We start from the raw sequence: 25,698 nt of genomic DNA, 5'->3' as shown, positions 1-25,698 counted from the left end.
GTAAACGAGGCTCGCCGCTGCACTCAAGCCGCGTAGCGGAGATGTCATCGCGGGGGTTTATTGGGGAAAGGCGGGACGGCGGCCGGCGGTTAGAGGGTGGGGAAAAGCGGGTTGTCCAGCTGGGCGGGACAGGCGGTTGGTTGTCCAGGTGAACGGGACAACGGCGTCACTTCTTGGCGTTGCGAGCTCCGCGTGCGGCGATGAGCAGCCCGACGCCGATGAACGGCAGTAGGTGCCCCTCGTGTCCGAACCCGCCGAGCGCTGCCCGGACGTCGCGCAGCGGAACGAGCTGCACGATCGCGCCGACCACCACGATCGCTAGCGCGACCGCGAACACGATCAGTGCCGTCAGTGCCCTGCGATCACTGCGCAGGATCATCGTGGCGAACGCGCCGACGCTGCGGCGCGCTGTCGCCAGGATCCAAACCAGCCCGGCGCAGAGTCCCGCGGTGAGTGTTATGCCGAGGCCGCGCAGCACGAGCGGGCTCGCGACTCCTGCGGCGAACACGACGACGAGCACACAGGCATACGCGATCGCACAGAGACGGCGTAGCAGTAGGACGATCGTGTTCGCGAGGTTCTCCCGCGCCAGTTTCTGTTGCGGATTATGGCGCAGCGAGGTGCGGAAGCCGGCCAGCGCGCGCGACCAGCGCCCACTGGCGCGATCGAGCACCGCGATGTTGTTGTGCGCGGTGGCGAGATTCGGATTGATGCTCAACGCGTGCAGGTACGCCGCGCGCGCCTCTTCGGTCCGGCCGAGCTGCTTGACCACGACGCCGTAGAGCACATGAACGTCAGCCTCGTTCGGAGCGAGTTCGCGCGCCCGATGCGCCGCCGGGAGCGCCGCGTGCGGATCGCTGTGCCGCAGGCACTCAGCCAGCAGCCAGTGGCACCGCCACTCGTCTGGCGCGAGCCGCAGCGCCTCGCGCGCCGAGTTGGTCGCCGCCCACCGGTTGCCGAGCGAGTTGAACGCGTTGGCCAGGATCCGGTGTCCGTGCTCTGACGCAGGGTCCGCCGCGACCGCGGCTTTCGCCGTGTCTATCGCCAGATCCATATCGCCGGCCGCGTGGTGGCAGCGAGCGAGCAGGCGGAGTGCGAAGGCGTTGCCGGGTTCGGCGGCCAGCAGGGTGCTGAGCCGGGAACGTGCCTCCGCGGCGCGGCCGAGGTCAAGCAGCGTTGAGGCACGCAGCAGTTCGGAGCGGGCATCGAGCTCGGTCACTGCTCCCCCCTCTGCTTTCTCAGGTTCCGGCTAGAGCAGTTTGCGCTTCTTGAGGTAGTCCAGCAGATCGTCGTACGCGCCGGCTTCGTTCGCGAACATCGCCACGTTGCGCGCCGACTCAAGCCACGGTCCGATCGACGGGCGCACCTCGGCGAGCGCCGCGTCGATATCGCGCATCTCGATCATCCGCACCGCGCCGGAGACCGCGGAGTCCAGCAGCGCGCGTTCGGCCGCGGTCTCGCAGACGTGAGCGAGATCGGCGCCCGAATAACCCTCGGTGCGCTTCGCCGTCCCGGAAAGGTCGATCTTGGCGACCGGTCGGCCCTTGAGGTGATGGCGCAGGATCGCCTCGCGGGCGGACTGGTCCGGCGGCAACACCAGTACGGTGCGGTCCAGTCGTCCCGGCCGTCGCAACGCCACGTCCACGTCCCAGGGCGTGTTCGTGGCCGCGAGCACGAAGACGCCGTCGTTCTGCGCGCCGACGCCGTCCAGCTCCGATAGCAACTGGTTGACGGTGCCGCGCATGGAGTTGGAGCGAAGCTGGCTGCGCCGCTGTCCGATGGCGTCCACCTCGTCGAGGAAGAGCACACAGGGTGCATGCCGCCGCGCGGTCGCGAAGATCTCGCTCAGATTCCGCTCGCTCTGCCCGATGTACATGTCGAGCACGTCGGCGAGTGTCACCGAGAAGAAGGCCGCGCCCAGTTCCCCGGCGATAGCGCGCGCTAGGAAGGTCTTCCCGCAGCCAGGTGGCCCGTAGAGCAGCAGGCCGCCCTTGAGTGACTTTCCGTAGAGGCGGCTTAGCTCCGGATTGCGCATCGGGGCAAGGAACGCTGCTTCGAGCCGCTTCTTGACTTGGGCCATGCCGCCGACATCGGCGAGCCGCACGGTGCTGACCTGCTCGACGTCGTACGCGGGCTCGGTCAGTTCCTCGTCGTCGGCGTCGAGGAACATCGGCGGCAGGATCTCGCCGAGGTCGCGGGCCGCCGCGTCCCAGTCGAAGGAGTCGAAGTCGGGCTCACCGGAGCGCTGCGGCGGGGGAGCGGGGATCCCGGAAGTCGGTGAGGTCGCGTCACGCGGCGAGTGCGGGGACTCGGCAACGGGTGACTCGTGCGAGTCGCGGGTCGCTGGGGCGTCGGCGCGTATGCCGCCGCCGACCGCGCGCTGCATCAACTCCAGGGCTTCGGTGCTGGTGGGATCGGCGGCGAGCACCAATCCGAGGTGGCTGATCGCCTCGGCCGTGGCCCCCGCGCCGAGCAGCAGACCGGCGAGGTGCAACCGCAGCGGCAAGTCCTGCGGCGCGGCTTCCACCGCCTTGCGCAGGCTGTCAATGAGCGGCGAGCCGTCCACTGCATCCCTCCCCGGTGCCTTGCCCGGCGCAACGCCGGGGCCACCAGTGTAGAGGCGGAGTCCACCTCTAGACGGCAACTGTCAGGATCGTCGCTCTCATGCGCACCAGCCGGTCACGCTGTGCTCAACCGTGGTAGCGCATCCATATCAGCGTGGCCGTCTCGTCGAGGTTGTAGGGCATCGTCTCGCCGGTGTCGACGAACCCATAGCGGCGGTAGAAGGCGTGCGCCCGCTCGTTTCGCTCGTGCACGGACAGCGTGATCACGTCCGCACCGAGATCCCGCGCCCAGCGGATCACCGCGTCGAACAACTGGGTCGCGACGCCGAGCTTCGGTCCGCGATGGTCCGGCGACACGTACACGCCGTAGATGACCATCTCCACGCCGTCGGTAAGCGAGGAGTCGTCTTTCGTGAAGGCGCCAGCAGTACCGATCGGCCGTCCGCTGTCGGTGAAGGCGGCGAACAGGGCGCTGTCCGGTGCCTCGGCGGCGCGCTGCGCCCGCTCCTGCCACTCGTCATCGGGCTTCTTGAGGGCGTCCTCGTACCATTCGCCGAAGCCGATCGGAGTGTCCTTCAACGCCTCCAGCCGGATCTCCCGGAACTGCGGCCACTCGTCGGCGCGGAAGCGGCGGACCTCGTATGCGCTCATGACGATGATGATCCTTGATGACGCGCGCGAGCCGCCAACGGATATCGCGGCGCGCGTCGTCGGCCCATGCTGACCGTCGCCACTGCCCGATTCCGATACGGTGGCCCGACGCGCGGCGTATGCGCAGCGGGAAGATCAGTCGACAGGCGGCAAGGGCGGAAAGACGATGACGGTGCCGATCAACCAGCGAATCGCGCAGGAGCTGGGGGTACGGGAGCGGCAGGTCACTGCGGCGGTGGAGTTGCTGGACGGCGGGGCGACCGTTCCGTTCATCGCGCGCTACCGCAAGGAGGCCACCGAGGCGCTCGACGACACCCAGCTGCGCACCCTCGAGGAGCGGCTGCGGTATCTGCGCGAGCTGGAGGAGCGGCGTGCCGCGATCCTCGAGTCGATCGAGAGCCAGGGCAAGCTCGACGACGCGCTGCGAGCCCAGATCCTGGCCGCCGACTCCAAGGCGCGGCTCGAGGACATCTACCTCCCGTTCAAGCCCAAGCGCCGCACCAAGGCCCAGATCGCGCGTGAGGCCGGGCTCGAGCCGCTGGCCGATCTGCTGCTCGGCGACCCGTCGCAGGACCCGCAGACGGCCGCGGCCGAATATGTGGACGAAGACAAGGGCGTGGCTGACACGGCCGCCGCGTTGGACGGCGCCCGCGCGATCCTGGTCGAGCGTTTCGCCGAAGATGCCGACCTGATCGGCGAGCTGCGTGAGCGGATGTGGCAACGTGGCCGGCTCGTCTCCAAGGTGCGCGAGGGCAAGCAGGACGCGGGCGCGAAGTTCTCCGACTACTTCGAATTCGCGGAGCCCTTTACGACGCTGCCTTCGCACCGCGTGCTGGCCCTGCTGCGTGGCGAGAAGGAGGAAGTGCTCGACCTGGTGCTTGAGCCCGAGGAGAGCGATCCCGCCGCGGGGGCGACGGTACGGACCGGTTACGAAGTGCGGATCGCGGCGCGCTTTGAGATCGCGGACCAGGGGCGGCCCGCCGACCGCTGGCTGCTGGAGACAGTGCGGTGGGCTTGGCGCACGCGCGTTCTGGTGCGCCTCGGCATCGACCTGCGGATGCGGCTGTGGCAGGCGGCCGAGGACGAGGCGGTGCGCGTCTTCGCCGCCAACCTGCGCGATCTGCTGCTCGCCGCCCCCGCCGGAACGCGCGCCACGATGGGCCTTGATCCGGGCTTCCGTACCGGCGTGAAGGTCGCGGTCGTCGACGCCACCGGCAAGGTCGTAGCCACCACCGCGATCTATCCGCACGTGCCGCAGCAGCGCTGGGACGAGTCGATCGCCACGCTCGCGAAGCTGGCAGCGCAGCACCGGGTGGACCTGGTTGCGATCGGCAACGGCACCGCCTCGCGGGAAACCGACAAGCTGGCCACGGATCTGATCGCGCGTCACCCCGAGCTGAAGCTGACCAAGGTGCTGGTTTCCGAGGCGGGCGCGTCCGTGTATTCCGCGTCTGCGTACGCGGCTCGGGAACTCCCGGAGTTGGACGTCTCCTTGCGCGGCGCGGTCTCGATCGCCCGCCGCCTGCAGGACCCGCTGGCCGAGCTGGTGAAGATCGATCCGAAGTCCATCGGGGTCGGGCAGTACCAGCACGACCTGTCCGAGTTCAAGCTCTCCCGCTCCCTCGACGCCGTCGTCGAGGACTGCGTCAACGCGGTCGGCGTGGACGTCAACACGGCCTCGGTGCCGCTGCTTTCCCGGGTATCAGGCATCGGCGAGAGCCTGGCCGAGAACATCGTCGCGCATCGCGACTCCAACGGCCCGTTCCGCACCCGCACCGCGCTCAAGAGCGTCTCCCGCCTGGGGCCGAAGGCGTTCGAGCAGTGCGCCGGCTTCCTGCGCATTCCGGGCGGCGACGATCCGCTGGACGCCTCAAGCGTGCACCCAGAGGCGTATCCGGTTGTTCGCAGGATCCTGACCGACACCAAGCAGGAGATCAAGAGCCTGATTGGCAACACTGCCGCGTTGCGGTCGATCAAGCCGGCCAGCTACGTGGATGAGACCTTCGGTCTGCCGACGGTCACGGACATCCTCAAGGAGCTGGAGAAGCCGGGCCGCGACCCGCGCCCCGCCTTCCAGACGGCGGTGTTCAAGGAAGGCGTGGAGAAGCCCTCCGACCTCCAGCCCGGCATGCTGCTCGAAGGAGTGGTCACCAATGTCGCCGCGTTCGGTGCCTTCGTCGACGTCGGCGTGCACCAGGACGGGCTCGTGCACGTCTCGGCGATGTCGAAGAACTTCGTGAAGGACCCGCGCGAGGTGGTCAAGCCCGGCGACGTGGTGCGGGTGAAGGTGCTGGACGTGGACTTGCCCAGGCAGCGCATCTCGCTGACCCTGCGCCTCGATGACGAGACGCAGCGGCCGCGTGGCGGCGATGAGCAGCGCCGCAATCAGAACCCTGGCGGTCGCGGCCGGGACGATCGCCAGCGTGGCGAGCGGGGCAGAGGTGGCGCGAGTGGCGGCGCGAGTGGCGGAGGATCGCCAGATACCGCGCTGGCTGATGCGCTCCGGCGCGCCGGTTTGGTTTAATGAGCAACCAAGAGCACGAAATCGTAACCACCCGGCAGCACTGTGTATCAGGAAGCGTGGGTACGACTCAGGGGTGACCGCCGATTGGAGGACGCCGGGTCCGGACCGGCCGACGGATCCGCGCGATGAACTCGTCCAGGCCTTGCTCGGCCTGCGCTGGGCGCTGCCCCGCACAGACGCCGACGCACGCGTCGCTCTCGACCAGCTCGCCGCGGTAGCCACGCGGGTCGAGCAACTCGCGGGGGAGTACCCCGACGAGGAAACGCCATGGGACGGCCAAGTGCAGGCGCTGCTCGCACAGGCGGGCTTCGCGCTGGACTGGTGGCGCCCGGTGCTCGACGACGTGGACTTGGACTGGACGCTCAACCACCAGGCCCACCTTTCCGCCGACCTGGCCCGCATAGCCTCGGCGGGCGCGCGGATCCTCGATCAGTACGCGCCCGCCATGCCGAACCCGGTCTCCACGCCGCCAAGCGCCATCACCGAGGGCCCGCCGCATCCGGCGCCCCGGGTGGCTACGGCCTTCGGCTCGGTACCGGCGACCGCGATCCTCGACCCGCTGGCCAACTCGGGCCGACACCGCAGGCCGGCCTACGAGTTCGACTCCTTAGAGCCCCACGAACCCGCCGAGGCCGCGCCGGAGCACAGCGCACCGCAGGTCCCGGTGCAGTTCGAACCGTGGCACCAGCCGCAGGCTCCCGCGCCCTCCTATGGGCAGCCGGTGCAGCTGCCACCGCTGCCGGACGAGCTCGAACCCGAGCTTGAGCAACTGTTCCGGCCGCAACAGCCGCACCCTCAAGAGCCACCGCACCCCGGCTCGTCGGTGACTTCCGTCCCGATCTTCGGCCCGCCCTCGATCTACGCCCCGAGCGGCCCGCCGCCCGAATCAGAACCCGCTCTTGTCGCGCCGCCGCCTCGTACCGCGCCTGCGGCGTACTCCGGCCCGCAGCCGCCGCCAGCCTTCTCCCGTCCGGTCGTGTGGGCCGGGCATGGCGGCAACGGCTCGGGCGGGGACGACGAGTACGACCCGATCGTGCGCCCCGATCGGCGTGGCCCGCATGGCGCCATGGTGGTTCAGGCCGTGGGCATCCTCGGCGCGGTCGCCGCGCTGTGCTGGTGGGCGGTCAGCAGCCTGCACATCGGCGCGCCGCCCGGACACCCGGCCGCGCAGACCGGCAGCACACACTCCGCGCACCCGGCCGTCTCCACGCCCGCCAAGGCGCATCCCGCGACGTCGCCGACACCGCAGAGCACGCATTCAGCGGTCACGCCGGTCACCACGCCGCCGACCTCGCCTCCGCCGCCGAACGCGGCCGGGGTCAAGTCGATCCAGGTCTCCCTGCTCGGCGGCAGCCCCGCGGTGCATCAGGTCGCGATGATCCTCGGGGTGAACACGAACGGCACCGGTCAGGTCACCGTCACCGTGGACTACTGGGGCGAGAAGAACGGCGCGAAAACCGACGAGCGCACCGCCTCGTGGACGCTGAGCGGCAAGACCGCGTACTCGATCGGCGCCTCGATTCCGGCCGACGCGTACTGCGGCGAGCAGTTCACCCTCAAGGCCGTCTCCGGCGACACCACCGCGACCCAGCAGACCACTCCGGGCTGCTGACCGCTACCGGCGGCTAGAGCGTGACGCTGCGAAACCCGTCGGACACGACGCGCCCGCCGACCTGCGCCCAACCCGCCTCGGCGGCCGGGCGCGCGTGCAAGACCGAACCGCGCCCCTGATGCACGGTGATCGGCCGCTGAAGCCGGTCGGCCAAGCGGATCGCGGCTGAACCGGTCGCCTCGTCCTCCGGCACGCCCATGTCCGCGCAGAAGGTTCGAGCGCGAATCAGACCTGACGACTCGTCGCTCCACGCCCAGAACTGGTGACGCCCGCGCTGCTCGGGAGCATCCGGGCTGAGCTCGTCGATCAGCGCGGGCGCATCGAGCTGTACGAACTCCCAAGCCGGCGCGTCCGCGACTGCGCCACGAATCCACACGACGCCGTCTTCCTCCCGCCACGCCGCGACTTCTGTCGCGAGCCGCGGCCGCACTACGGCGGGCACGTTCCCGCCGGCTCGCTCGCCGAGCACCCACGCGGTCCCGACGGTCGGATGCCCCGCCAGCTTCAGCTCCACGGCCGGGGTGAAGATGCGGAACGCGGCGCGCGGCTCGTCGTCGACGAACACGGTTTCGCTGAACCCGAGGTGCGCGGTCAGCTCGATGCCCAAGTCGCCCGGCAATCCGGCCGCGTCGTACACGACACCGAGCTCGTTTCCGTGTTCGCCGCGCTGATCGGCGAAGACTCGCAGGATCTGGACTTCGAGCGTGGTAGTCAACGCGGTCACCCTTCGGATCGGACTCGGCCGTGCCTGCGGCAAGATTAATTCAATTGCGTCGGTCCAGGGCTCGGCATAACGTGGCCGCACACCGAAAGGAGGTGATCCTGCAGTATGAGTATTGCCAGGACGCGTGAGGTGGCTGTCCGCTAGCCGCCCTGCCCCGCCGGAAAGTCAGGCCTCGCCGGCTTTCACCGACAGGCTCGGCGGCGGGCGAATATCAGCAGTCACCCGGCCCGCAGGCTCACCGGCATCGTCCCCGGTGCCCGGCCGCGGCGTTCAGACCGTCACTCTCGGGTGCGGATCCTGCGACGCTCCGGCAGGGAAGCAGCCTGCGGGTCGTTTGCGTTTCGCGGTTATTCGCGTGCATTTCACACCCCATTTCCCCGGCTGCTGCGAGGCACCGTTCCGTGGCCGCGATCAGCCGCTTTCGCGCTGCTCAATGTCACCGGGTGATATCGCACGGTGATATACCGTTTCGCAGGTCAGGATACCAATGGGGATCAAGATGTTCGCCATGCGTCATGGTGCGTATAGCGAGTACTGTGGAGACGCATACGGTCCTTGTTGTGGAGGCGATGACGCTGCACGCGCATGAGCTCGACCCGCATCGCCCCAATCCGGCGCGGATGTACGACTACTATCTCGGCGGCTTCCACAACTTCGAGGCCGACCGGGAGGCCGCGGAAGCGGCGGAAGCGGCATTCCCCGGAGTAAAGGCGGCGGCGCGTGCCAGCCGTGACTTTCTGCGCCGGACCGTGCGCTACATGATCGGGCAGGGCATCGACCAATTCCTCGATCTGGGCTCCGGAGTGCCGACGGTCGGCAACGTGCACGAGATCGCCCAGGCCGTGAACCCGGACGCGCGCGTCGTCTACGTGGACGCCGAACCCGTCGCGGTGCACGCGAGCGAGACGCTGTTGATCGGCAACTCCGGCGCCGCGATCCTGCACGCCGACATCCGGCACGTCGACGCGGTTCTCGGCGCTCCGGAGGTGGAGCGGCTGCTCGACCTGCGCCGGCCGCTCGGGTTGATCATGGCTTCGGTGCTGCCGCACATCCCGGAGTCCGACGACCCCGACCGGCTGATCGCCCGCTATCTCGCCGCGCTCGCTCCAGGTAGCTATCTGATGATCTCGCACGGCAGCATCGACGACTTCGACGACACCGAGACCGACCTGATCTTCAGTCTGTACCGCGCGTCCACCAGCCCGATCACTTCGCGCACCCGCGAGCGCATCGCCTCCTGGTTCGACGGGCTCGACCTGGTGGAGCCAGGCGTGGTCGTGGTGACCCACTGGCATCCGGACACCGGCGACACCCCGGTCAAGCTGCGGCTGCCGCACTATGGCGCGGTCGCCCGCGTCCCGTAAGCCCTCCGAGTCCGAGACCTTATCCCAGCGCCGCGCTGATCAGCGCCTCGGCCGCCTGCCGCGCCGGGGAGGCCGCGCCCGGATCATGGTCCATGCGCGCCGAAACGCTCGCCCCGTCGTAGAGCAGGTGTAGCTGCCAGGCCAGCTGCTGCGGATCGGCCGCGCCCGCCTCCTGCGCCAGCTGAGTGAGAAGTCCGCGCAGCCAGCCGCGATACCCGTCGACCGCGGTCTCGATCGGGCTGCCAGGCCGGGCTTCGGCGCTCGCGTTGACGAACGCGCACCCGTGATAGTTCGGCTGGGACAGGGAGTCGGCCAGCGTGTCGAAGACCGCCATCAAGCGCTCGCGCGGCGACTCGTACTTTTCCAGCGCGCGCATCGTGCGTTCCCGCCGAGCTTGGTAGCGCTGCTCGAGATAGGCACGGATCAGCTCGTCTTTGCTGCCGAACGCGCTGTAGAGCGTCGCCTTGGCGACTCCGGCGCGCTCGATCACCCGGTCGATGCCGACCGTGTTCACGCCCTCTTCGTAGAACAGCTCGTTCGCGGCGGCCAGCAGGCGCTCGCGGGCGGAGAGCTGTTCGGCACTTTTCGCGGCCATGGCTTGACTATACCAGACCGGTCTGTCTAGTCTCGGTGAGCAGACAGACCGGTCTGACTGATAGTGCAGGTCGAGCCATAGGAGCCTGAGATGCCCAGCGTGACCGCCGTCCAGCCCTCGAATGTCATCCAGCCGGCGCGTACTGAAGTCGGCTATCCGATCGCCGCGCCGAACCGGGTCACGCCCCGCCATGCGAGCCCTGGTCGGCTCAGACCACTGCTCCCCGACAGCGTCGCGTTCTACCTCCAGGCCTCGATCGTCGTCGCCTTCCTCGCCGCCTCCAGCGCCCCAACTCCGCTCTACGCGCGTTACCAGGCTGCCTGGCACTTCTCGCCGATCACCACGACCGTCGTCTTCGGCAGCTACGCGCTGGCCGTCCTCGGCGCGCTGCTCACGGTCGGTTCGCTCTCCGACCACGTTGGCCGCCGCCCGGTCCTGATCACCGCGATCGGCTTGCAGGCCGCGTCCATGCTCGTCTTCATCACGGCGGGCAGCGTCAGTACCCTGATGATGGCGAGAATCGTGCAAGGCATCGCCACCGGTGGCGCCCTCGGCGCAGTCGGGGCCGGACTGCTGGACGTCGACCGGGCTAAGGGCACGATCACCAACGCGGTCGCCCCGCTGTCCGGAACCGCGGCCGGAGCGCTGCTCTCCGGTGTGCTGGTCCAGTACCTGCCCGCTCCCGAACACCTGGTCTACCTCGTGCTGTTCGCTATCTTCGCCGCGCAGGCGATCGGCGTGGCGCTGATGCGCGAGACCTCGGCCCGTGAGTCCGGGGCGCTGGCCTCACTGCGCCCGCAGTTCGGGGTTCCGCGGGCGGCGCGCGGACCAGTGCTCAAGTCGCTGCCGGTGCTGATCGCGTTGTGGGCGCTGGCCGGGTTCTACGGTTCGGTCGGACCGGCGGTCGTCGGCCTGGTCACCGGCTCGCATTCGCCGGTGCTCGGCGGCCTGCCGCTATTCGTGATGGGCGCAAGCGGCGGCGTGGCTGTCCTGCTGCTTCGCGGTGCCCCCGCACGAACCGTGATGCTGCTGGGCACGGCGTGGCTGCTCGCCGGCGTCGGCGTCACGCTGCTGGGCATGGAGACGCGCTCCAGCCTCGCCTTCTTCATCGGCGCGGTCATCGCGGGCGCTGGATTCGGCGCAGGGTTCCAGGGCGCCATCCGCACCGTCGTTCCGCTCGCCGCGCCGCATGAGCGCTCCGGACTGCTGTCCGCCGTGTACGTGGTCTCATACCTCGCGCTCGGCCTGCCCGCGGTCGGCGGCGGATTCCTGGTCGTGCACGGCGGTCTGCTGCCGGCGGCGCGCGAATACGGCGTGGCGGTCATGGTGCTCGCGGCGATCGCGCTCGGTGCGGTCGCCCGACCGAGTCGCCGGGTCGTCACGGCGGCGTGAAAGTTTCGCAGGTCCTTGACTTATCGACGGCCGGTCGTAGCATCCAAGCGCGCTTAACCGGTCAATGTCTTTCGAAGGGCCCGCTATGAGCATCAGATCCAGGCGCTGGGGCAGCAGCGCCGCGGCGCTCGCCTTGACGGCGGGCGCCACGCTCGCCGCGGTCACGGTGGGTGCCTCCAGCGCCCCGGCCGACACCGGGGCCGCGTGCAGCGCGGTCTACACGATCGGCTGGCAGACCCCGACCAACAGCCCGCCCGACTTCGGCGTGACGGTCACCGTGACCAACAACGCGACCTACGCGATCAGCACCTGGAATATCAGCTGGAACTACACGGCCGGCCAGGCGATCATCGCCGGCAGCCCGTACAGCGCGAACGTCGTGCAGAACGGCACATTGGTGACCGCGACGCCCGCAGGCAGCTACAACGCGACCCTCGCCCCCGGCGCGAGCACCACTTTCGGCTTCCACGGAAGCTACAACGGCACGTCCAACCCGGTGCCGGCAGTCAGCTGCACCGGACCGAGCCAGGGTTCATCGAGCGCCGTGCTCTCCGGCCCCCTCACGCCCCTGGGCGTCAACACCGCGTCCTGGGACACCAACTTCGTCGACTCGGCGATATCGACTGACCTCAACGCGGCGCACACCGGCCTGATCCGCTACCCCGGAGGCTCGTGGGCCGACGAGTACAACTGGCAGACCAATACCGCCAAGAGCCAAACCCAGCCGGTCAACTTCGCGCAGTACTCGAACCAGGTCGACTCGATCAGCGGCGGCCAGAAGTTCGTGACCGTCAACTACGGCTCCGACACCGCGGCCAGCGCCGGCGCGTGGGCGAAGCAGGCCGCGACGACCGCGGGCCAGGGCGTCTCGCTCTGGGAGATCGGCAACGAGAACTACGGGTCCTGGGAAACCGACAACCACACCGGCGCGCACACCGCCGCCTCCTACGCGAGCAACGGCCTGGCGTACATGCAGGCGATCAAGTCGGCCGACCCGAAGGCGCAGATCTGTTACGACTACGGCATGGACGGCGGCCTCGCGCCCGGCTCCGGCGTGGATAACTGGCAGACCTGGAACAGCACAATCCTGCAGGCCGACGCCTCGAATATCGACTGCGCGGACGTGCATTGGTACCCGATCAACGGGGTGCCGACCGAGAGCGTGCAGTCGATCATGGAGCTGGTCGACAACATCCCGGCCGCGGCCGCCGAGGTGAAGTCCACCCTTTCGACCTACGACCCGAAGGCCTATTTCGTGGTTGGCGAGACGAACATGTCGCAGACCGCGAACGAGTGGAACGAGGAGCCGGTCGGCGCGCTGTTCGCCGCCGCCAACGCGCTCGAATGGCTGTCCTACGGCGCGCAGAGCGTGGACTGGTGGGACGTGCACAACTACGGCACCTCGACCGCCGACTTCGGCATGTTCTCCTCCGCGACCGGCGGCGAGCCGGCCATGGACACCCCGTACGCGCCGTACTACGGCTACGAACTGGCCTCGAAGCTTGCGGTCAGCGGCGCGAAGGTCAGCACCCTGAGCGTCGCCACGCCGAACATTTACGGCTACTCCTCCAGCGCGCCCGGCGGCTCGTACTCGGTCCTGCTCGCCAATGCCGACCCATCGAACGCTTACACGGTGAGCACCGCGAGCCTCGGAATCACCAGCAACTCAGAGACCGAATACGTCTACAGCGCGGCCAACCCGACCATCGCGCAGAGCACGTTCTCCGGCGGATCGCTCACCATCCCGGCGCAGTCCGTGGTCGTGCTGACCAACGGCAGCGGCTCCTCGCCCTCCGGTTCGCCTTCCGCGAGCCCGTCACACTCGGCCAGCCCGAGCGCGAGCGCGTCGGCCAGCGCCTCCGCGAGCCCGTCCTCGTCGCCGAGTTCGTCCCCCTCCTCCTCGCCCTCGGCCAGCTCGTCGGGTTCGGCGGGCGGTTGCACGGCGACCTGGTCGGTGACCAACTCGTGGAGCGGCGGCTTCCAGCTCGGCTTCACGGTGACCGACTCGGGCAGCAAGGCGATCAGCGGCTGGAACGTCGGATATTCGTGGCCTGGTTCGCAGACCATCTCGCAGATCTGGAACGCGACACAGACCCAATCCGGGGCCGCGGTCACGGTCTCGAATCTGAGCTACAACGGCGCGCTGTCTCCCAGCGGCTCGACAACGTTCGGGTTACTCGGTTCCGGCGCCGTACCGACCTCGCTGCCGAACCTGAGCTGTACGGCGCACTGATCGGTTAGGCGTTCTCGATCCGGTCGCACAACCCCGCGGCGGCGCGCTGCGCCGCGCCGCCGCAGCAGTTGTTGAAGACCATGTGCACCGAATCAGCACACTTGGACAGTTGCCGCGCGCACTCGGCCCACGCGTCGAGTTCGGCTGCCGAGTACTCGTACCGGTACCGCTCGCGCTTGTCGCCGCCGATCCACTGTTCGCTGCGGCCGTGCAACCGGACCACGGCGGTATCCGCGGTCGCGGCGAGCAGTAGCGGCATCGCATTGGGGTGTGACTGCGGCATGTCAACGCACACATGCGCGGCGCCGTGCTCGCGCAGCAGGCCGAGGGCGCGGTCTTGATGGCGATCATCGAGCCAGGCGCCGTTGCGGAATTCGACCGCTGCTTTCACCGGCGCGCACTGGGCCAGCGCTTCGGCGATCATCCGCTCGCCGCTTTGTCCCGGACGGCACGTGGCAGGGAACTGCAGCACGACGAGCCCGAGCCGACCGGCCGCGCGCAGCGGCTCAATGGCCTGATGAAACCGGCGCCAGGACTCGTCGAGAACTTCCTGCGGCGCGTTGCTCAGCGAGATCCAGGCGTGCTCGGTCAGCTCACGCAGATCCGGGGGAAGCGAGGTGACCGGAGTGCGCTGGCCGGTGAACAGCGAATACGCCTTGACGTCCATGACGAACTCGTCCGGAGTGTTCTCGGCCCAACCGCGCACAACCGAGGCGTCGGGGATCGCATAGTAGGGCGAGTCGACCTCGACGAGCGGGAACAGGCTCGCGTAGTGCCGCAGCCGATCGGCCGGGCTGCGCACGCCGGGCGGGTACCAGCCGGAGGCGATCAGGTCGCTGTCAGCCCAGCCGGCGGTCCCGACCAGGATCGACCCGCGTCCCGAATCCGGCACAGTCCCCTTACCTCCCTCGACCTCACGACGACTCAGCTCGGCGCTCTACCCCTTCGTATCCATCTGACACGGGACGCACCAGGCCGCTCTCATATGCGATGACCACCGCTTGTGCCCGGTCGCGCAGTTGAAGCTTGGCAAGAATGCGGGCCACGTGGGTTTTCACGGTGGCCTCGCTCAGGTGGAACTGCGCGGCCAGTTCCGCGTTACTCAGACCCCTGCCGAGCTGCCGCAACACCTCAACCTCTCGCTGGGTGAGCGCGGAGAGATTGCGATGCGCCTGTCGTCCCTGCGTTTGTTCGTCGTGCCGCGCGAAGCGTTCGACCAGACGCCGGGTAATGGTCGGCGCGAGCAGAGCGTCACCGGAGCGCACCAGCCGCACCGCGCCGACCAGGTGTTCCGGTGTGACGTCCTTGAGCAAAAAGCCGCTCGCGCCGGCGGCGAGCGCCTCGTACACATACCGGTCCAGGTCGAACGTCGTCAGGATGATGATTCGCGGCCGATCTGGCGCGGCAGCGTCGCTCCCGTTGCCGACGCCGTGTCCGTCTGTGCTCGAATCTCCGAGGATCCGCCGGGTCGCCTCCAGCCCGTCCACCTCCGGCATGCGGATGTCCATCAGCACCACGTCCGGCCGGGTGCTGCGTGCCGCCTCGACAGCTTCGAGCCCGTTCGCCGCCTCCCCGACCACGTCGATTCCGTCGGCCGCCAGAATCATCCGGAAACCGGTACGCACCAGCGCCTGGTCGTCAGCGACCAGCACGCGCAGCGTCCTCTGAATGCTCACTCCTCCTCCGCGGGAATGACGGCGATGACCCGGAAGCCGCCGGTTGGCCGGCGTGTCGTTTCCAGCCTGCCGCCATAGACCGCCAGCCGCTCGCGCAGGCCGAGCAGACCGCGCCGGTTGCCGGTCGCCGCCGCTTCGCCCGGCACCCCGCCGGTGTCCGCGATCTCGAGCCGTAGCTCGTGCGCGCTGTACGTCACGGTGACCGCGGCGGACGCGCCGACCGCGTGCTTGACGGTGTTTGTCAGCGCTTCCTGGACGACTCGATACGCGGCCAGGCCGACACCTGGCGACAGCGGCCGGGGCGTGCCGGTGAAGGTGAGCGTTACCGGCACGCCGATCGCGCGCACCCGGTCGACCAGCGATTCGAGCTGATCGAGGTCGGGCTGTGGGGCGAATTGTGAGTCCGGGCCGAGTTCCTCTGCCGCGACCCCGGCCCCGGTGCGTGCCGAGGCTCTCGGCTTCGCGTCCTGCGGCTCCAGTTCCAGTTCCGGCGTGGTGCTGGTGAGCAGCCCCATCACCTGCCGCAGTTCGGTCATCGCGGTGCGGCCGCTGGCCTCGACCGCGAGCAGCGCCTGCGTAGCCTGTTCGGGGGAGGCGCTCATTACCTTTCGGGCCGCGCCGGCCTGGACCACCATCACACTCACGTTGTGCGTGACCACGTCGTGCAGCTCCCGCGCGATCCGTGCCCGCTCCAACTCGACCGCTTCGCGGGTGGCCTCCTCTTGGCCGAGTTCCAGCGCGAGGATCCGGGCCAAACTGGCCGCCGTCTGCTGCCGCCAGCGCCGGACCGCGGTCCCGGCATAGGCGACCGGTAGCAGAATCACGAACGGACTCAGCGAGTTCGGGATCCGCGGAATCGCATTGCCGGACCGGGCGGCGACAGCGAGCGCGGCGAGCATCAGGCCGCCGACAGCCAGCACGCGGTACGGGCTGTACGCCACCGAGCTGTACGCGGCGATGACGATGGTCACGAACAGGACGGCCGGCGTGTTCGTGGTGTTGATGACCGCGACGAACATGACCCAGAACACGCTCATCGGATACCGGCGCCGCGCCGCCAGCGGTGCCGAAGCGATCGCGGCGATCAGCAGCTCGGCCGCAGGCGTACCGGCTTGCCGCACGATCGGGACCACCGTTCCATCCGGCAGGAACCGGGGCGTCGCGATGAGGCCGTGATCCTGCCTGCTCACCGAGATGATCGCGGCCGCGGTCAGCGCCAGCGCCAGCACGACGTCGAAGATCCAGCCGCGCCTGCTGGGCAGGGGCAGCTCGCGCGAGGGGACGAACGCCGCGGCCGCCCGGCGGCGCAGCCCGCCCGCGATGCGCGCGAAGTCAGCCGTGGTCACCGAGCCATTCTCGCGCCGCGCCTGCCGCAGCACATCCCTCCCAGCGCGCGAGCCGGTACATCTCGCGGATACATCCGCAGGATGACGCGGGCCGGTATGCGCCAAGCGAGGTACGGGATTTCGCCCTGCCGAGCGACGTGCGGCCGGGCGGGCGGGCCTACCTTCGTCGGCTGTCAGGAACGAGCACCCTGTCCGAGACGAAGGAGACCGGCGATGGACGACGCGCCGTTGATCGAACTGCACCAGGTGACCAAGAGCTATGACGGCGGACCGCCGGCCGTGGACGACATCTCGCTGACCGTCGAGCCAGGGGAGGCGGTCGCGATCCTCGGACCCTCCGGCAGCGGCAAGTCGACCGTGCTCAACCTGATCGCGGGTCTCGACCGGCCCAGCACGGGCACCGTGACGGTGGCGGGGACGCGGGTCGACGAACTGGGGGAAAGCGGATCGGCGAAGTATCGCAGGACCCAGATCGGCATGGTCTTCCAGTTCTTCAATCTGCTCGACGACCTGACCGTGGGCGACAATGTGCTGTTGCCGGCCCAGTTGGCCGGGATGCCGCGCGCACTGGCCCGGGCCCGGGCCGCGGAACTGCTGGAGACGCTGGGGATCGCCAGACACGCCCGGGCCTATCCCGGTCGGCTCTCCGGCGGCGAGCGCCAGCGGGTAGCGGTTGCCAGGGCCCTGATCAACCGCCCGGCGCTCCTGCTCGCCGATGAACCGACCGGTGCGTTGGACACGGCGTCCGGGCAGGATGTAAGGGGGCTGTTATCAGAGCTCAACGCTGACGGGCAGACCGTGCTGCTGGTCACGCACGACCTTACCCTCGCCCAGTCCTGCGCGACGCGTACCGTGCGGCTTATCGACGGTCGGATCGCCAGCGACACCGCTCAGCCCGACGTGACCGGATCCGGCGCCGCAGCAAGCGTCGCCCCCTTCCCCACGGAGGGGGCGGCGCGATGATCTCGCACGGCACTCAACTCGGCAACGGCCGGGGCGGCGCGCTGGGACGCGTGGTACGAGCCGGAGTCGGCCGTCGCAGGGTCCAGACACTAGTCATCGTGCTGTCCACGATGATGGCTGTCACCTCCACGGTGCTGGCCGGCGCTCTGCTCATGGCCTCGCGGGCGCCCTTCGACCACGCCTTCAACACCCAGCGCGGCGCGCATCTTTCCGTCCTAGCCGACGGTTCGAAGGCGACGAGCGCGCAGATGGCCGCCTCCGCGCACGTCCAGGGCGTCACCGCAGCTTCCGGCCCTTATCCGCAGATCATCGCCGAGCACGGCAGCCCTAGCGGCGGCGACTTCCCAGGTATCGGACTGCCACCGATGCTGATCGTCGGCCGCGCCATCCCCGGTGGATCGGTCGACGATCTGGCGATCACACAGGGGCGCTGGGCCTCGAAGCCGGGCGAGATCGTACTGTCCACCAGCTACTTCGGACCGCGCGGCGGCGTCGGCATGACGATGACCTTCCCGGATCTGCCCGGCAAGCCGGTCCTCACGGTCGTCGGCGTCGCACAGTCGGTCACCGGCACCGCCGACGCCTGGGTCCAGCCGAGTCAGATCCCTGCCTTGACCCAGCCGGGCACCGTCCCCGGAATCCAGATGCTCTACCGATTCGCCAACGCCGGCACCGATACGCAGGTCACCGCCGACCGCAACGCAGTGGCGGCGGCGCTCCCGCACGGCGCGGTCACCGGGGCGCTTTCCTGGCTCTCCGCCAAGCTGGACGCGGAACGCAACACCGCGCCGTTCGTGCCCTTCATCGTCGCGTTCGGCGTGCTCGGCCTCATCATGTCAGTGATCATCATCGGCAACGTGGTCAGCGGAGCGGTCGGGGCGTCACTGCGGCGCATCGGTATTCTCAAAGCCCTGGGATTCACTCCCGCGCAGATCGTGCGCGCCTATATCACGCAGGCGCTCATCCCCTCCATCATCGGCATCGCGCTCGGGGTGGTGCTCGGGAACGTGTTCGCTAAACCGTTGCTGAGTCGAGCCGAGTTCGCTTATGGCACTGTGTCGCTCTCGGTCGCCACTTGGATCGACATCGCAGCACCCTGTGGCGCGGTCGTGCTCGTCGCGCTGACCGCGTTCGCGCCGGCTCTGCGCGCGGGAAGACTGCGCACCGTCGAGGCCATCGCGGTGGGCCGCAGCCCCAAGAGCGGACGCGGCCGCGTTGCGCGCCGTGTTCTCAGCCGCGTGCCACTGCCGCGCGCGGTCTCCCTCGGGCTCGGCGGCCCGTTCGCCCGGCCCGCGCGCACCCTCGCGGTCGCCGCGTCGGTCGTGTTTGGGGCCACCGCACTCACCTTCGCCCTCGGTTTGGTCAGCTCGTTCAACGACGTACATGCCGGCCAGAACCGCAACGGCACCGCAGACGTCGCGGTCGATATCGGGGCGACGAGCGACGGCGGCGACGTGGTGCACGCCGGTCCGAAGGGTGTCAGCCAGCCCGCGGCCGACCCCGAGGCGGTGGCAGCCGCGATCGCCGCTCAGCCGGGCACCCGCTCGTACTACGGCACCGGCGGAACTGAGCTGGCGGTCTCCGGGCTCTCCGGGACGACGCAGGTGCGCACGCTTCAAGGAGCCGCCGCGGTGGACAGCGTGCCACTCATCTCAGGCTCCTGGTTCACCGGCCCGGGGCAAGCGGTCGTGCCGACCCGGTTCCTCCAGAACACCGGTACCTCGATCGGTTCGACGATCACGTTGACCGACCACGGCGTGCTGATCCCGGTGCGGATCGTCGGCGAGGTGTTCGACCTGCGCTCCCAGAACGGTGAGTTGATCACCGATGCGCGCACGCTCTCCGCGGTCGATCATGTCGACCGGATCAGCGGCTTCGAGATCCACCTCAACCCCGGGGTCGACCGCGCCGCCTATATCAAGGCCCTCAACGCGAAGCTGCATCCGATGTACGCCGAGGCGCAAGACGCGGCCGCCGATAGCGGCGGTTCGACGCTGCCCTTCTTCGAGGGCATGATCGCCATCCTCACGGCGATGCTCGCCACCGTGGCAGGGCTCGCCGTGCTCAACGCCGCGGTCCTGGAGACCCGCGAGCGCGTGCACGACCTCGGGGTCTACAAGGCGATCGGGATGAGCCCGAGACAGACCATTGCGATGGTGCTCAGCTCGGTCACGCTCGTCGGGCTGTGCGCCGGAATCATCGGCGTGCCGATCGGAATCGCGCTGCACAGCTACGTCGTGCCGGTCATGGCGCACACCGCCGGAACCAACCTCCCACACGCGTACATCACGGTGTACCGAGGCACGGAGACGGTCCTGCTCGCCCTTGGTGGGCTGGCCATCGCGATCGCGGGCGCGCTGCTCCCGGCGAGCTGGGCGGCCAAGACCCGTACCGCGACCGCGCTGCGCACCGAGTAGGCGACAAGCGATCAGGCAGGCGTGCGGGCGGCTTTGCGAGGGGGAGCCGTCCGCGCGCCACTGGCCCGCGACTGTCCGGTTGAGCGGGACAACCACCAGACCGCCGCCCGCCGTTCTCGCTGCGAGACGGGGGCCGCTGCAGGGTGGGTTGTCCCGCTGAACCGGACAACCATTCGGTCGCGCGGATGGGGGCTGGAGCGCGCCGCTGCCCCAGCCCCCATCCGTCCTGCCGACCCAGACGTAAGCCTGTCGTGCCTACCTATCTACGCGTGCTTGAACACCAGCAGCGCCGCCAGCCACACCGTGGTGGAACTGCTCGTGAACGTCGCGCTCGGCGTGCTGCCCTGGCTCACCAGTTCCTCCTCCGCCGCTAGCTCCATGTCCGAGGTGTTCGAGACATTCACCCGAGACGCGAAGCCGGAGCCGGTGCCGATGGTGTCGCCGAACCCTGAGTCGGCGTAGAAGCCAAGCGCCAGCTCGCTGCTCGCGCCGACCGCGGCGCTCGCACCGGAGGAGACCGTCGCCGCGCCGGTCGTCTTTCCGGTTGCCGTCGCTTGCACGTCGAGCGCGCTGCTTCCGGAGGCCGTGGACAAACCGGAGTACTCCATCGACGCCAGGCCGATGTCACCGGACGACGTCGTGCTCGCGGTGACGGTCAGTGGCGTGCCACCGCTCGTCGAGATGGGCGCACTCCACACGCTCATCTCGGTGTGATCTGAGGCGGTGAAGTGCGTCAACTCGGTGTAGGTGTTCCCGGCCGAGTCCGTCACGCCCTTCGCGGTCGGCGAACCGGAACCCCACGTCCCGACCTCGACGACCATGCGGTTGCCGACGACCGACGGCGAGCCGAGCGTTACAGACGTCGATGACACTCCCGCCTTGTGCGTGGAGATCTGCTGCACGAACGCCGGCGTTACGACACTCGAGGGCGTGACCGCGTTCGACGGTGCGGACGCGGGCGACGTGCCCACTGCGTTGGTGGCCGTGACGGTGAAGGTGTAGCTGGTTCCGTTGGTCAGTCCCGATACCGTCGCGCTCGGCGAGGGCGGGTTGCCGCTGACCGTCGTCGTGCTCTGAGCTGTCCCGTTCACGTACGGCGTAACCGTGTACGACGTGATCGGCGAGCCGCCGTTATTCGGAGCCGTCCACGACACCGACGCCGAGCCGTTGCCCGCCGTCGCCGTGACGCCGGTCGGAGCGGCCGGGGCCGTCGCCGGAGCGGCGGTGAGGTGCACCGTCGCGGCCATCGACGGCACCCCGGCCTTGTTCAGGATAAACAGCATGTAATCGCCGGGAGGCGCGATCGCGCCGTTCGCCGGAGCCGTGACCGACAGCGAGCCCGAGCCGGCCGTGAACGACAGCGGCACGAAGTGCTGGTCCATGTCCGACTGGTGCGTGTCCGCGCCGAAGGAGACCAGGTTCACCGAGCCGATGTTCGCCGCGTCCGGCGTGGAGATCGTCATCGCCGAGCCGTACTGCGCGGAGGCCGGAGCCGAGCTGATCGTCGGGCGCGGGCCGTTGAAAAGGTAAGCAGGCGAATACACCTGCGAGTTGAACTCACCCGGGTCGTTGAGCGTCTCCGGGTGCCCGCCGCCGGACACCAGCACGGTGCCGTCCGGTTGCAGCACCGCGGTCGAGTGGTAGTTGCGCGCCGCAGCGATGGAGCCGATCGTGGTCCACTGCTGTGTCGCCGGATCCCAGATCTCCGCGGGCATCACGCCGTTGGTGATCTGCATCTGGTCCGAGACCGTGCCGCCGCCGACCGCGAGCACCTTGCCGTCCGCGAGCATGGTCAGCGTGTGATAGATCCGCGCGTTGTTCATCGGCGCGACCGACTTCCACGTCGGGGTCGGCGAGGTCAGGTCGATGGTCGCGGCGTTCGCCTGCGCCGGGGTGCTCGTGCTGATGCTCGACGCGCCGCCGCTATAGAGGATCTTGCCCGGCAGGTACATCACCGACGAGCCGTTGACCACGCCGCTTGACCCGACCGGCGTCCAGCTCTGCGCGTTCGCGTCCAACCAGTAGGAGACGTCCTCGCGCGGGCCGATCGTGAAGACCTTCCCGTTCGGTGCCAGGTAAGAGAACGGATATTCGAGTTCGTGCACCTGCGAGGTGGTGATGCCCGAGAGCAGCGTCCAACTGTTCGTCGAGGGGTCGTACAGCTCGGGCGTGTCAGCCCACGTCGACGAGTCCGTGGAGTTTCCGCTGATCACCACGTACCGGCCGTCCGGCAACTCGGTCAGGTCCGGATACCAGCGCGGCAGGTGCATGTTCGCCATCTTCGTCCAGGTCTGCGTCGCCGGGTTGAAGATGTTGGTGTCGACGATGCCGAGCATCCCGGTGGCCGCGACTCCGAAACCGCCGACTACAAGCACTCGGCCGTCCGGCAGCTTCGCGTTACCGCCGCAGAAGATGCTCGCCGGGGCGTCGATCTCGGTGTAGGTGCCCGCGGCCGGGTCGTAGAGGTACGTCTGGGTCGGGGTCTTCCACCCGTCCCACTGGATCTCCTTGCCGTCGTTCAGCAGCACCGTGTGGATCGAGACGTACGGCGCGGTGACCAGCGGGCCCCACTGGCCCTGCGGCTGCGCGCTCGGAACGACCGCGTTGGACGCCGCGGACGCGGCTGATGTGCCGATGGCGTTGGTCGCCGTGACGGTGAAGGTATAGCTGGTTCCGTTGGTCAGGCCGGCGACGAGCGCGGAGGCGGAGGGGGGTGAACCGCTCACGATCGTCGCGGACTGGGCTGTGCTGCCGACGTACGGCGTGACGGTGTACGACGTGATCGGCGAGCCGCCGTCCGACGGGGCCGACCAGAACACAGTGGCGGAACCGTTGCCCGCGGTCGCGGTCACCGAACTCGGCGTGCCCGGGACGGTCGGCGAGGAGGAGGACGAGGCGCCCTTGAGCACGACTGTCGCGGCGAGCCAGACGGTGTTGCCGCCGGTGCCGAACGAGGCGTTCGGTGTCGCGCCGAGCGCCGCCGCCTGGTCCTCGACCAGCAGTTCCATGTCGGAGGCGCTGGAGATGTTCGAGCGCGCGGTGAATCCGGAGCCGGGGGAGAGGGCGGCGCGGAAACCGGAGTCGGTGTAGAAGCCGAGCGCGAGTTCGTTGTTCGCCGCCACGGCTGTGGTCGCGCCGGCGGCGACGGTGCCCGCGGCGGAGGTAGTGCCGGTGGCGTGCGACTGCACGTCGACGATCGAAGCGTCGCTGTTCGGCGCGAGGCCGGAGTACTCGAGGGCCGCGACCGCCATGTCCGCGGCCGAGGTGACCTTCGCGGTGACGGTGGGCGCGGTGCCGCCACCGGCGGTGATCGGGGCGCTCCACACGCTTAGCTCGGTGTGATCCGAGGCGGTGAAATGGGTCAGCTCGGTGTAGGTGTTGCCGGCCGAGTCGGTGACCGCGTTTGTGGTGGCCGACTTGGAGTTCCACACCCCGACCTCGACGACGAGCCGGTTGCCGGAAGTGACCGCGGCCGGCAGCGTCACGGCCGTGGAGACGACGTTCGCATGATGCGCGTTCACCTGCTGTACGAAGCTCGGCGGCCCCCCGGCGGCCTGCGCGGTCGCGATCACGGCGGTCAGGCCGAGCGCGGCGAGCGAGGCGGCGATCGAGCCGATGAGCGTTTTTCTGAAGCGTGTATGCACGCTGACACGCATCATCTGGTTTCCCCCCAGGGTGTTGGCGAGCAAACGGCTCAAGCCGCCTGCTCACATCCATGAACCGGTTCATTCCGGTCGGTAGGCCCCACGTCTGGGCCGACCGTGATCGCGGCCGCGAAAGGCCGCGTTGTCACACAGGGGTGAATGTACTCGCGCGGGGTCGGGTCCGCAGGCTTTGTCGGGAAACGATTCCCTGGCGTAGCTGCGATGATCGTGCATGTTCACACTTCTGAATGACTATCACGTCTCTGAAACAATCTTCGCTGAATCCTTGCCCGGCATGCGTGATCGCCCGGAAAGTGAATCGCGAACGGTTCTTCACCACCATCGGTCACCGCCTTGGCCGCCAACCACTGCGCCGCCCATGCCAGCGGTTCAGCGCCCCAGGCAGGAGTCGATCAAGAACCATGATTCGTACATCGCACGTTCGCGTCCCCGCTCGAGCCCGCGCACGCATCCAGATCGCGGCAGCATGCGCCGCCGTCGCCGCGCTTCTCGCATCCAGTACGGCTTACGCGACCGTTCCCGCGCCGGCCGGCGCCTTAGCGAACACGGCCGCCAGCCTCGCGATCAGCATCCATCCTGATCAGATCGGAAACCCGCTGCGCCCGGGCTTCGTCGGCCTATCCTTCGGCGCCGCGACGCTCGCCGCCGACGACTACGCGGCAACCGATCTCGCGGGATATCTCAGGACTCTGGGACGTGGCGGAATCCTGCGGGTCGGCGGCAATTCCGGCGACAGCACGTTCTGGACCTCGACCGGCGAGACCGCACCGTCCTGGGCGGTCGGCACGATCACCCCGCAGAAGCTGAGCCACCTCGCCACCGTCGCGCGGACAGCCGGCTGGCGCGTCGTGCTCGCGGTCAACCTCAAGCACCCCGACGCGGCCCGCGCCGCCGACGAAGCCCGCTACGCGCAACAGATCTTCGGCCGCTCGCTGATTGCCATCGAGATCGGTAACGAGCCGAACTTCTACTTCAGCAGCGAAGCGGCCTACTTCGCGGCCTTCCAGGCATACGCCACCGCGATCGAACAGGCCGCGCCGGGAATCCGGGTGACCGGTCCGGACGCGGAGACCAATCACCAGGCCTATCTGCCCGCGTTCACCGCCGACGAGACGGCGCACCCGACGCCCGGGCTGGCCGAGGTGACGGACCACACGTACCCGCTCAGCGTGTGCAGCGGACAGACCGTCACCGCCGCCCAACTGCTCGGCGCTGGCGCGGTCCAGTACGAGACCGCCAACGCCGATGCCCTTGTCACCGCGGCCAGGGCCCTGCATGTGACGCCCGCGATGACCGAGACCAACTCGGTGGTCTGCGCCGGTGCGCCTGGTGTGAGCGACACCTTCGCCGCTTCGCTGTGGGCGCTGGACTACGGCCTGCTGCTGGCGCAGCGCGGAGTGGCGAACGCGCAGTTCATGGACGGTACCAACGCAGCAGGTTGCGACCCATACACGCCGCTGTGCCCGACAACTGGCGATCTTACGCCGCGCCCGATCTACTACGGCATGCTCGCCACGTCACTCGTCGGAGCGGGCAAGTTCGTCGGCGTCACCAACCCCGATGAGGCCGACGTACGCGCATATGCGGTGCGCGATGGACACCAGTTGACGGTGGTTCTCGACGACGTGCAGAATCCTGCGACGAGCGGGCCGACGACGATCAGCCTGAATCTCGGCTCGGCGCGCCTGCATTACGGCCGAATCATCTCCCTGACGACCTCGGATCCGGCCGGTCTCGCCGCCACCACCGCGATCACGCTCGGCGGGCAGCAAGTCGGTCCGCACGGCGCGTTCCTCCCGCCGCAGGCAAGTCACGTCGCGGTGCTCGGCGGGACGGCTGTCGTGACCGTGCCACCGGGCAGCGCGGCCATCATCCGGTTCGAGTGAGGACAGGCGCATCAGTGCCCTGAATCGATCTTAACTCGATCATCGGGGGTGTCAAGTCTTGCCTGCGTGACGACGACGGCTTGGCG

Annotated in this window: 17 protein-coding genes; 8 read left to right on the top strand and 9 right to left on the bottom strand. The window is 68.9% G+C overall.

All coding sequences use genetic code 11. From position 1 onward, the window contains the following. Positions 1-166: 166 nt before the first annotated feature. The 3 genes from VN779_RS08285 to VN779_RS08275 form a co-directional block, all read right to left on the bottom strand. Positions 167-1,219 (bottom strand): tetratricopeptide repeat protein, encoded by a 1,053-nt coding sequence (locus VN779_RS08285; RefSeq protein WP_325721818.1) that lies wholly within the window; start codon positions 1,217-1,219, stop codon positions 167-169. A 30-nt stretch (positions 1,220-1,249) separates the two neighbouring features. Then, positions 1,250-2,566 carry an ATP-binding protein gene (locus VN779_RS08280; RefSeq protein ID WP_325721816.1) on the bottom strand — a complete coding sequence of 439 codons (1,317 nt, stop codon included), beginning with the start codon at positions 2,564-2,566 and terminating at the stop codon, positions 1,250-1,252. A gap of 124 nt (positions 2,567-2,690) precedes the next feature. Then, a complete protein-coding gene (locus tag VN779_RS08275; protein ID WP_325721814.1) occupies positions 2,691-3,215 on the bottom strand; it encodes a GNAT family N-acetyltransferase in 525 nt (174 codons plus the stop codon). A 166-nt stretch (positions 3,216-3,381) separates the two neighbouring features. Between VN779_RS08275 and VN779_RS08270 the strand changes: the two genes are divergently transcribed. Further along, positions 3,382-5,739, top strand: coding sequence for a Tex family protein (locus tag VN779_RS08270; RefSeq protein WP_325721812.1), 2,358 nt, complete (start codon positions 3,382-3,384; stop codon positions 5,737-5,739). A gap of 73 nt (positions 5,740-5,812) precedes the next feature. Further along, a complete protein-coding gene (locus VN779_RS08265) occupies positions 5,813-7,351 on the top strand; it encodes a hypothetical protein (RefSeq protein WP_325721811.1) in 1,539 nt (512 codons plus the stop codon). 13 nt (positions 7,352-7,364) lie between these two features. Here VN779_RS08265 and VN779_RS08260 read toward each other — a convergent pair whose 3' ends face one another. Continuing rightward, positions 7,365-8,075: a PhzF family phenazine biosynthesis protein gene (locus VN779_RS08260; protein ID WP_325721810.1), complete on the bottom strand. Its 711-nt coding sequence runs from the start codon at positions 8,073-8,075 to the stop codon at positions 7,365-7,367. 569 nt (positions 8,076-8,644) lie between these two features. On the opposite strand from VN779_RS08260, the gene VN779_RS08255 reads away from it, so the two are divergent. After that, complete coding sequence (locus tag VN779_RS08255; RefSeq protein ID WP_325721820.1) at positions 8,645-9,439, top strand: SAM-dependent methyltransferase; 795 nt, start codon at positions 8,645-8,647, stop codon at positions 9,437-9,439. Between the two features lie 19 nt (positions 9,440-9,458). Here VN779_RS08255 and VN779_RS08250 read toward each other — a convergent pair whose 3' ends face one another. Continuing rightward, positions 9,459-10,034 carry a TetR/AcrR family transcriptional regulator gene (locus VN779_RS08250; protein ID WP_325721809.1) on the bottom strand — a complete coding sequence of 192 codons (576 nt, stop codon included), beginning with the start codon at positions 10,032-10,034 and terminating at the stop codon, positions 9,459-9,461. A 90-nt stretch (positions 10,035-10,124) separates the two neighbouring features. Here VN779_RS08250 and VN779_RS08245 point away from each other — a divergent pair, with 90 nt between their 5' ends. Then, complete coding sequence (locus tag VN779_RS08245) at positions 10,125-11,426, top strand: MFS transporter (RefSeq protein ID WP_325721807.1); 1,302 nt, start codon at positions 10,125-10,127, stop codon at positions 11,424-11,426. A gap of 85 nt (positions 11,427-11,511) precedes the next feature. Next, positions 11,512-13,659: a cellulose binding domain-containing protein gene (locus tag VN779_RS08240; RefSeq protein ID WP_325721805.1), complete on the top strand. Its 2,148-nt coding sequence runs from the start codon at positions 11,512-11,514 to the stop codon at positions 13,657-13,659. Between the two features lie 4 nt (positions 13,660-13,663). Here VN779_RS08240 and VN779_RS08235 read toward each other — a convergent pair whose 3' ends face one another. Genes VN779_RS08235 through VN779_RS08225 form a run of 3 tightly spaced genes read right to left on the bottom strand, consistent with a single transcriptional unit; the run spans position 13,664 to position 16,681 of the window. Then, positions 13,664-14,551: a DUF72 domain-containing protein gene (locus tag VN779_RS08235; RefSeq protein WP_325721803.1), complete on the bottom strand. Its 888-nt coding sequence runs from the start codon at positions 14,549-14,551 to the stop codon at positions 13,664-13,666. 22 nt (positions 14,552-14,573) lie between these two features. Beyond that, entirely contained in the window at positions 14,574-15,329 is a 756-nt protein-coding gene (locus VN779_RS08230) for a response regulator transcription factor (protein ID WP_349260706.1), read from the bottom strand. Between the two features lie 2 nt (positions 15,330-15,331). After that, positions 15,332-16,681, bottom strand: a complete 1,350-nt coding sequence (locus VN779_RS08225; RefSeq protein WP_325721799.1) for a sensor histidine kinase — start codon at positions 16,679-16,681, stop codon at positions 15,332-15,334. Positions 16,682-16,894: 213 nt separating this feature from the next. On the opposite strand from VN779_RS08225, the gene VN779_RS08220 reads away from it, so the two are divergent. Further along, positions 16,895-17,644 (top strand): ABC transporter ATP-binding protein, encoded by a 750-nt coding sequence (locus VN779_RS08220; RefSeq protein ID WP_325721797.1) that lies wholly within the window; start codon positions 16,895-16,897, stop codon positions 17,642-17,644. After that, the gene (locus tag VN779_RS08215) at positions 17,641-20,061 is read left to right on the top strand and encodes an FtsX-like permease family protein (protein WP_325721795.1); all 2,421 of its coding nucleotides are present in this window, start codon (positions 17,641-17,643) and stop codon (positions 20,059-20,061) included. The genes VN779_RS08220 and VN779_RS08215 overlap by 4 nt, the downstream gene beginning before the upstream one ends. A gap of 263 nt (positions 20,062-20,324) precedes the next feature. On the opposite strand, the gene VN779_RS08210 is transcribed toward VN779_RS08215, so the two are convergent. Then, positions 20,325-23,705: a fibronectin type III domain-containing protein gene (locus VN779_RS08210; protein ID WP_325721793.1), complete on the bottom strand. Its 3,381-nt coding sequence runs from the start codon at positions 23,703-23,705 to the stop codon at positions 20,325-20,327. Positions 23,706-24,127: 422 nt separating this feature from the next. Here VN779_RS08210 and VN779_RS08205 point away from each other — a divergent pair, with 422 nt between their 5' ends. Next, positions 24,128-25,612, top strand: coding sequence for a glycosyl hydrolase family 79 C-terminal domain-containing protein (locus VN779_RS08205; RefSeq protein ID WP_325721791.1), 1,485 nt, complete (start codon positions 24,128-24,130; stop codon positions 25,610-25,612). Positions 25,613-25,698 lie beyond the last annotated feature (86 nt).

Source organism: Actinocrinis sp., from assembly GCF_035605935.1.
Lineage (GTDB): Bacteria > Actinomycetota > Actinomycetes > Streptomycetales > Catenulisporaceae > Actinocrinis.
Note: the sequence above shows the minus strand (reverse complement) of the source record. Positions and strands in the feature narration are given on the sequence as shown.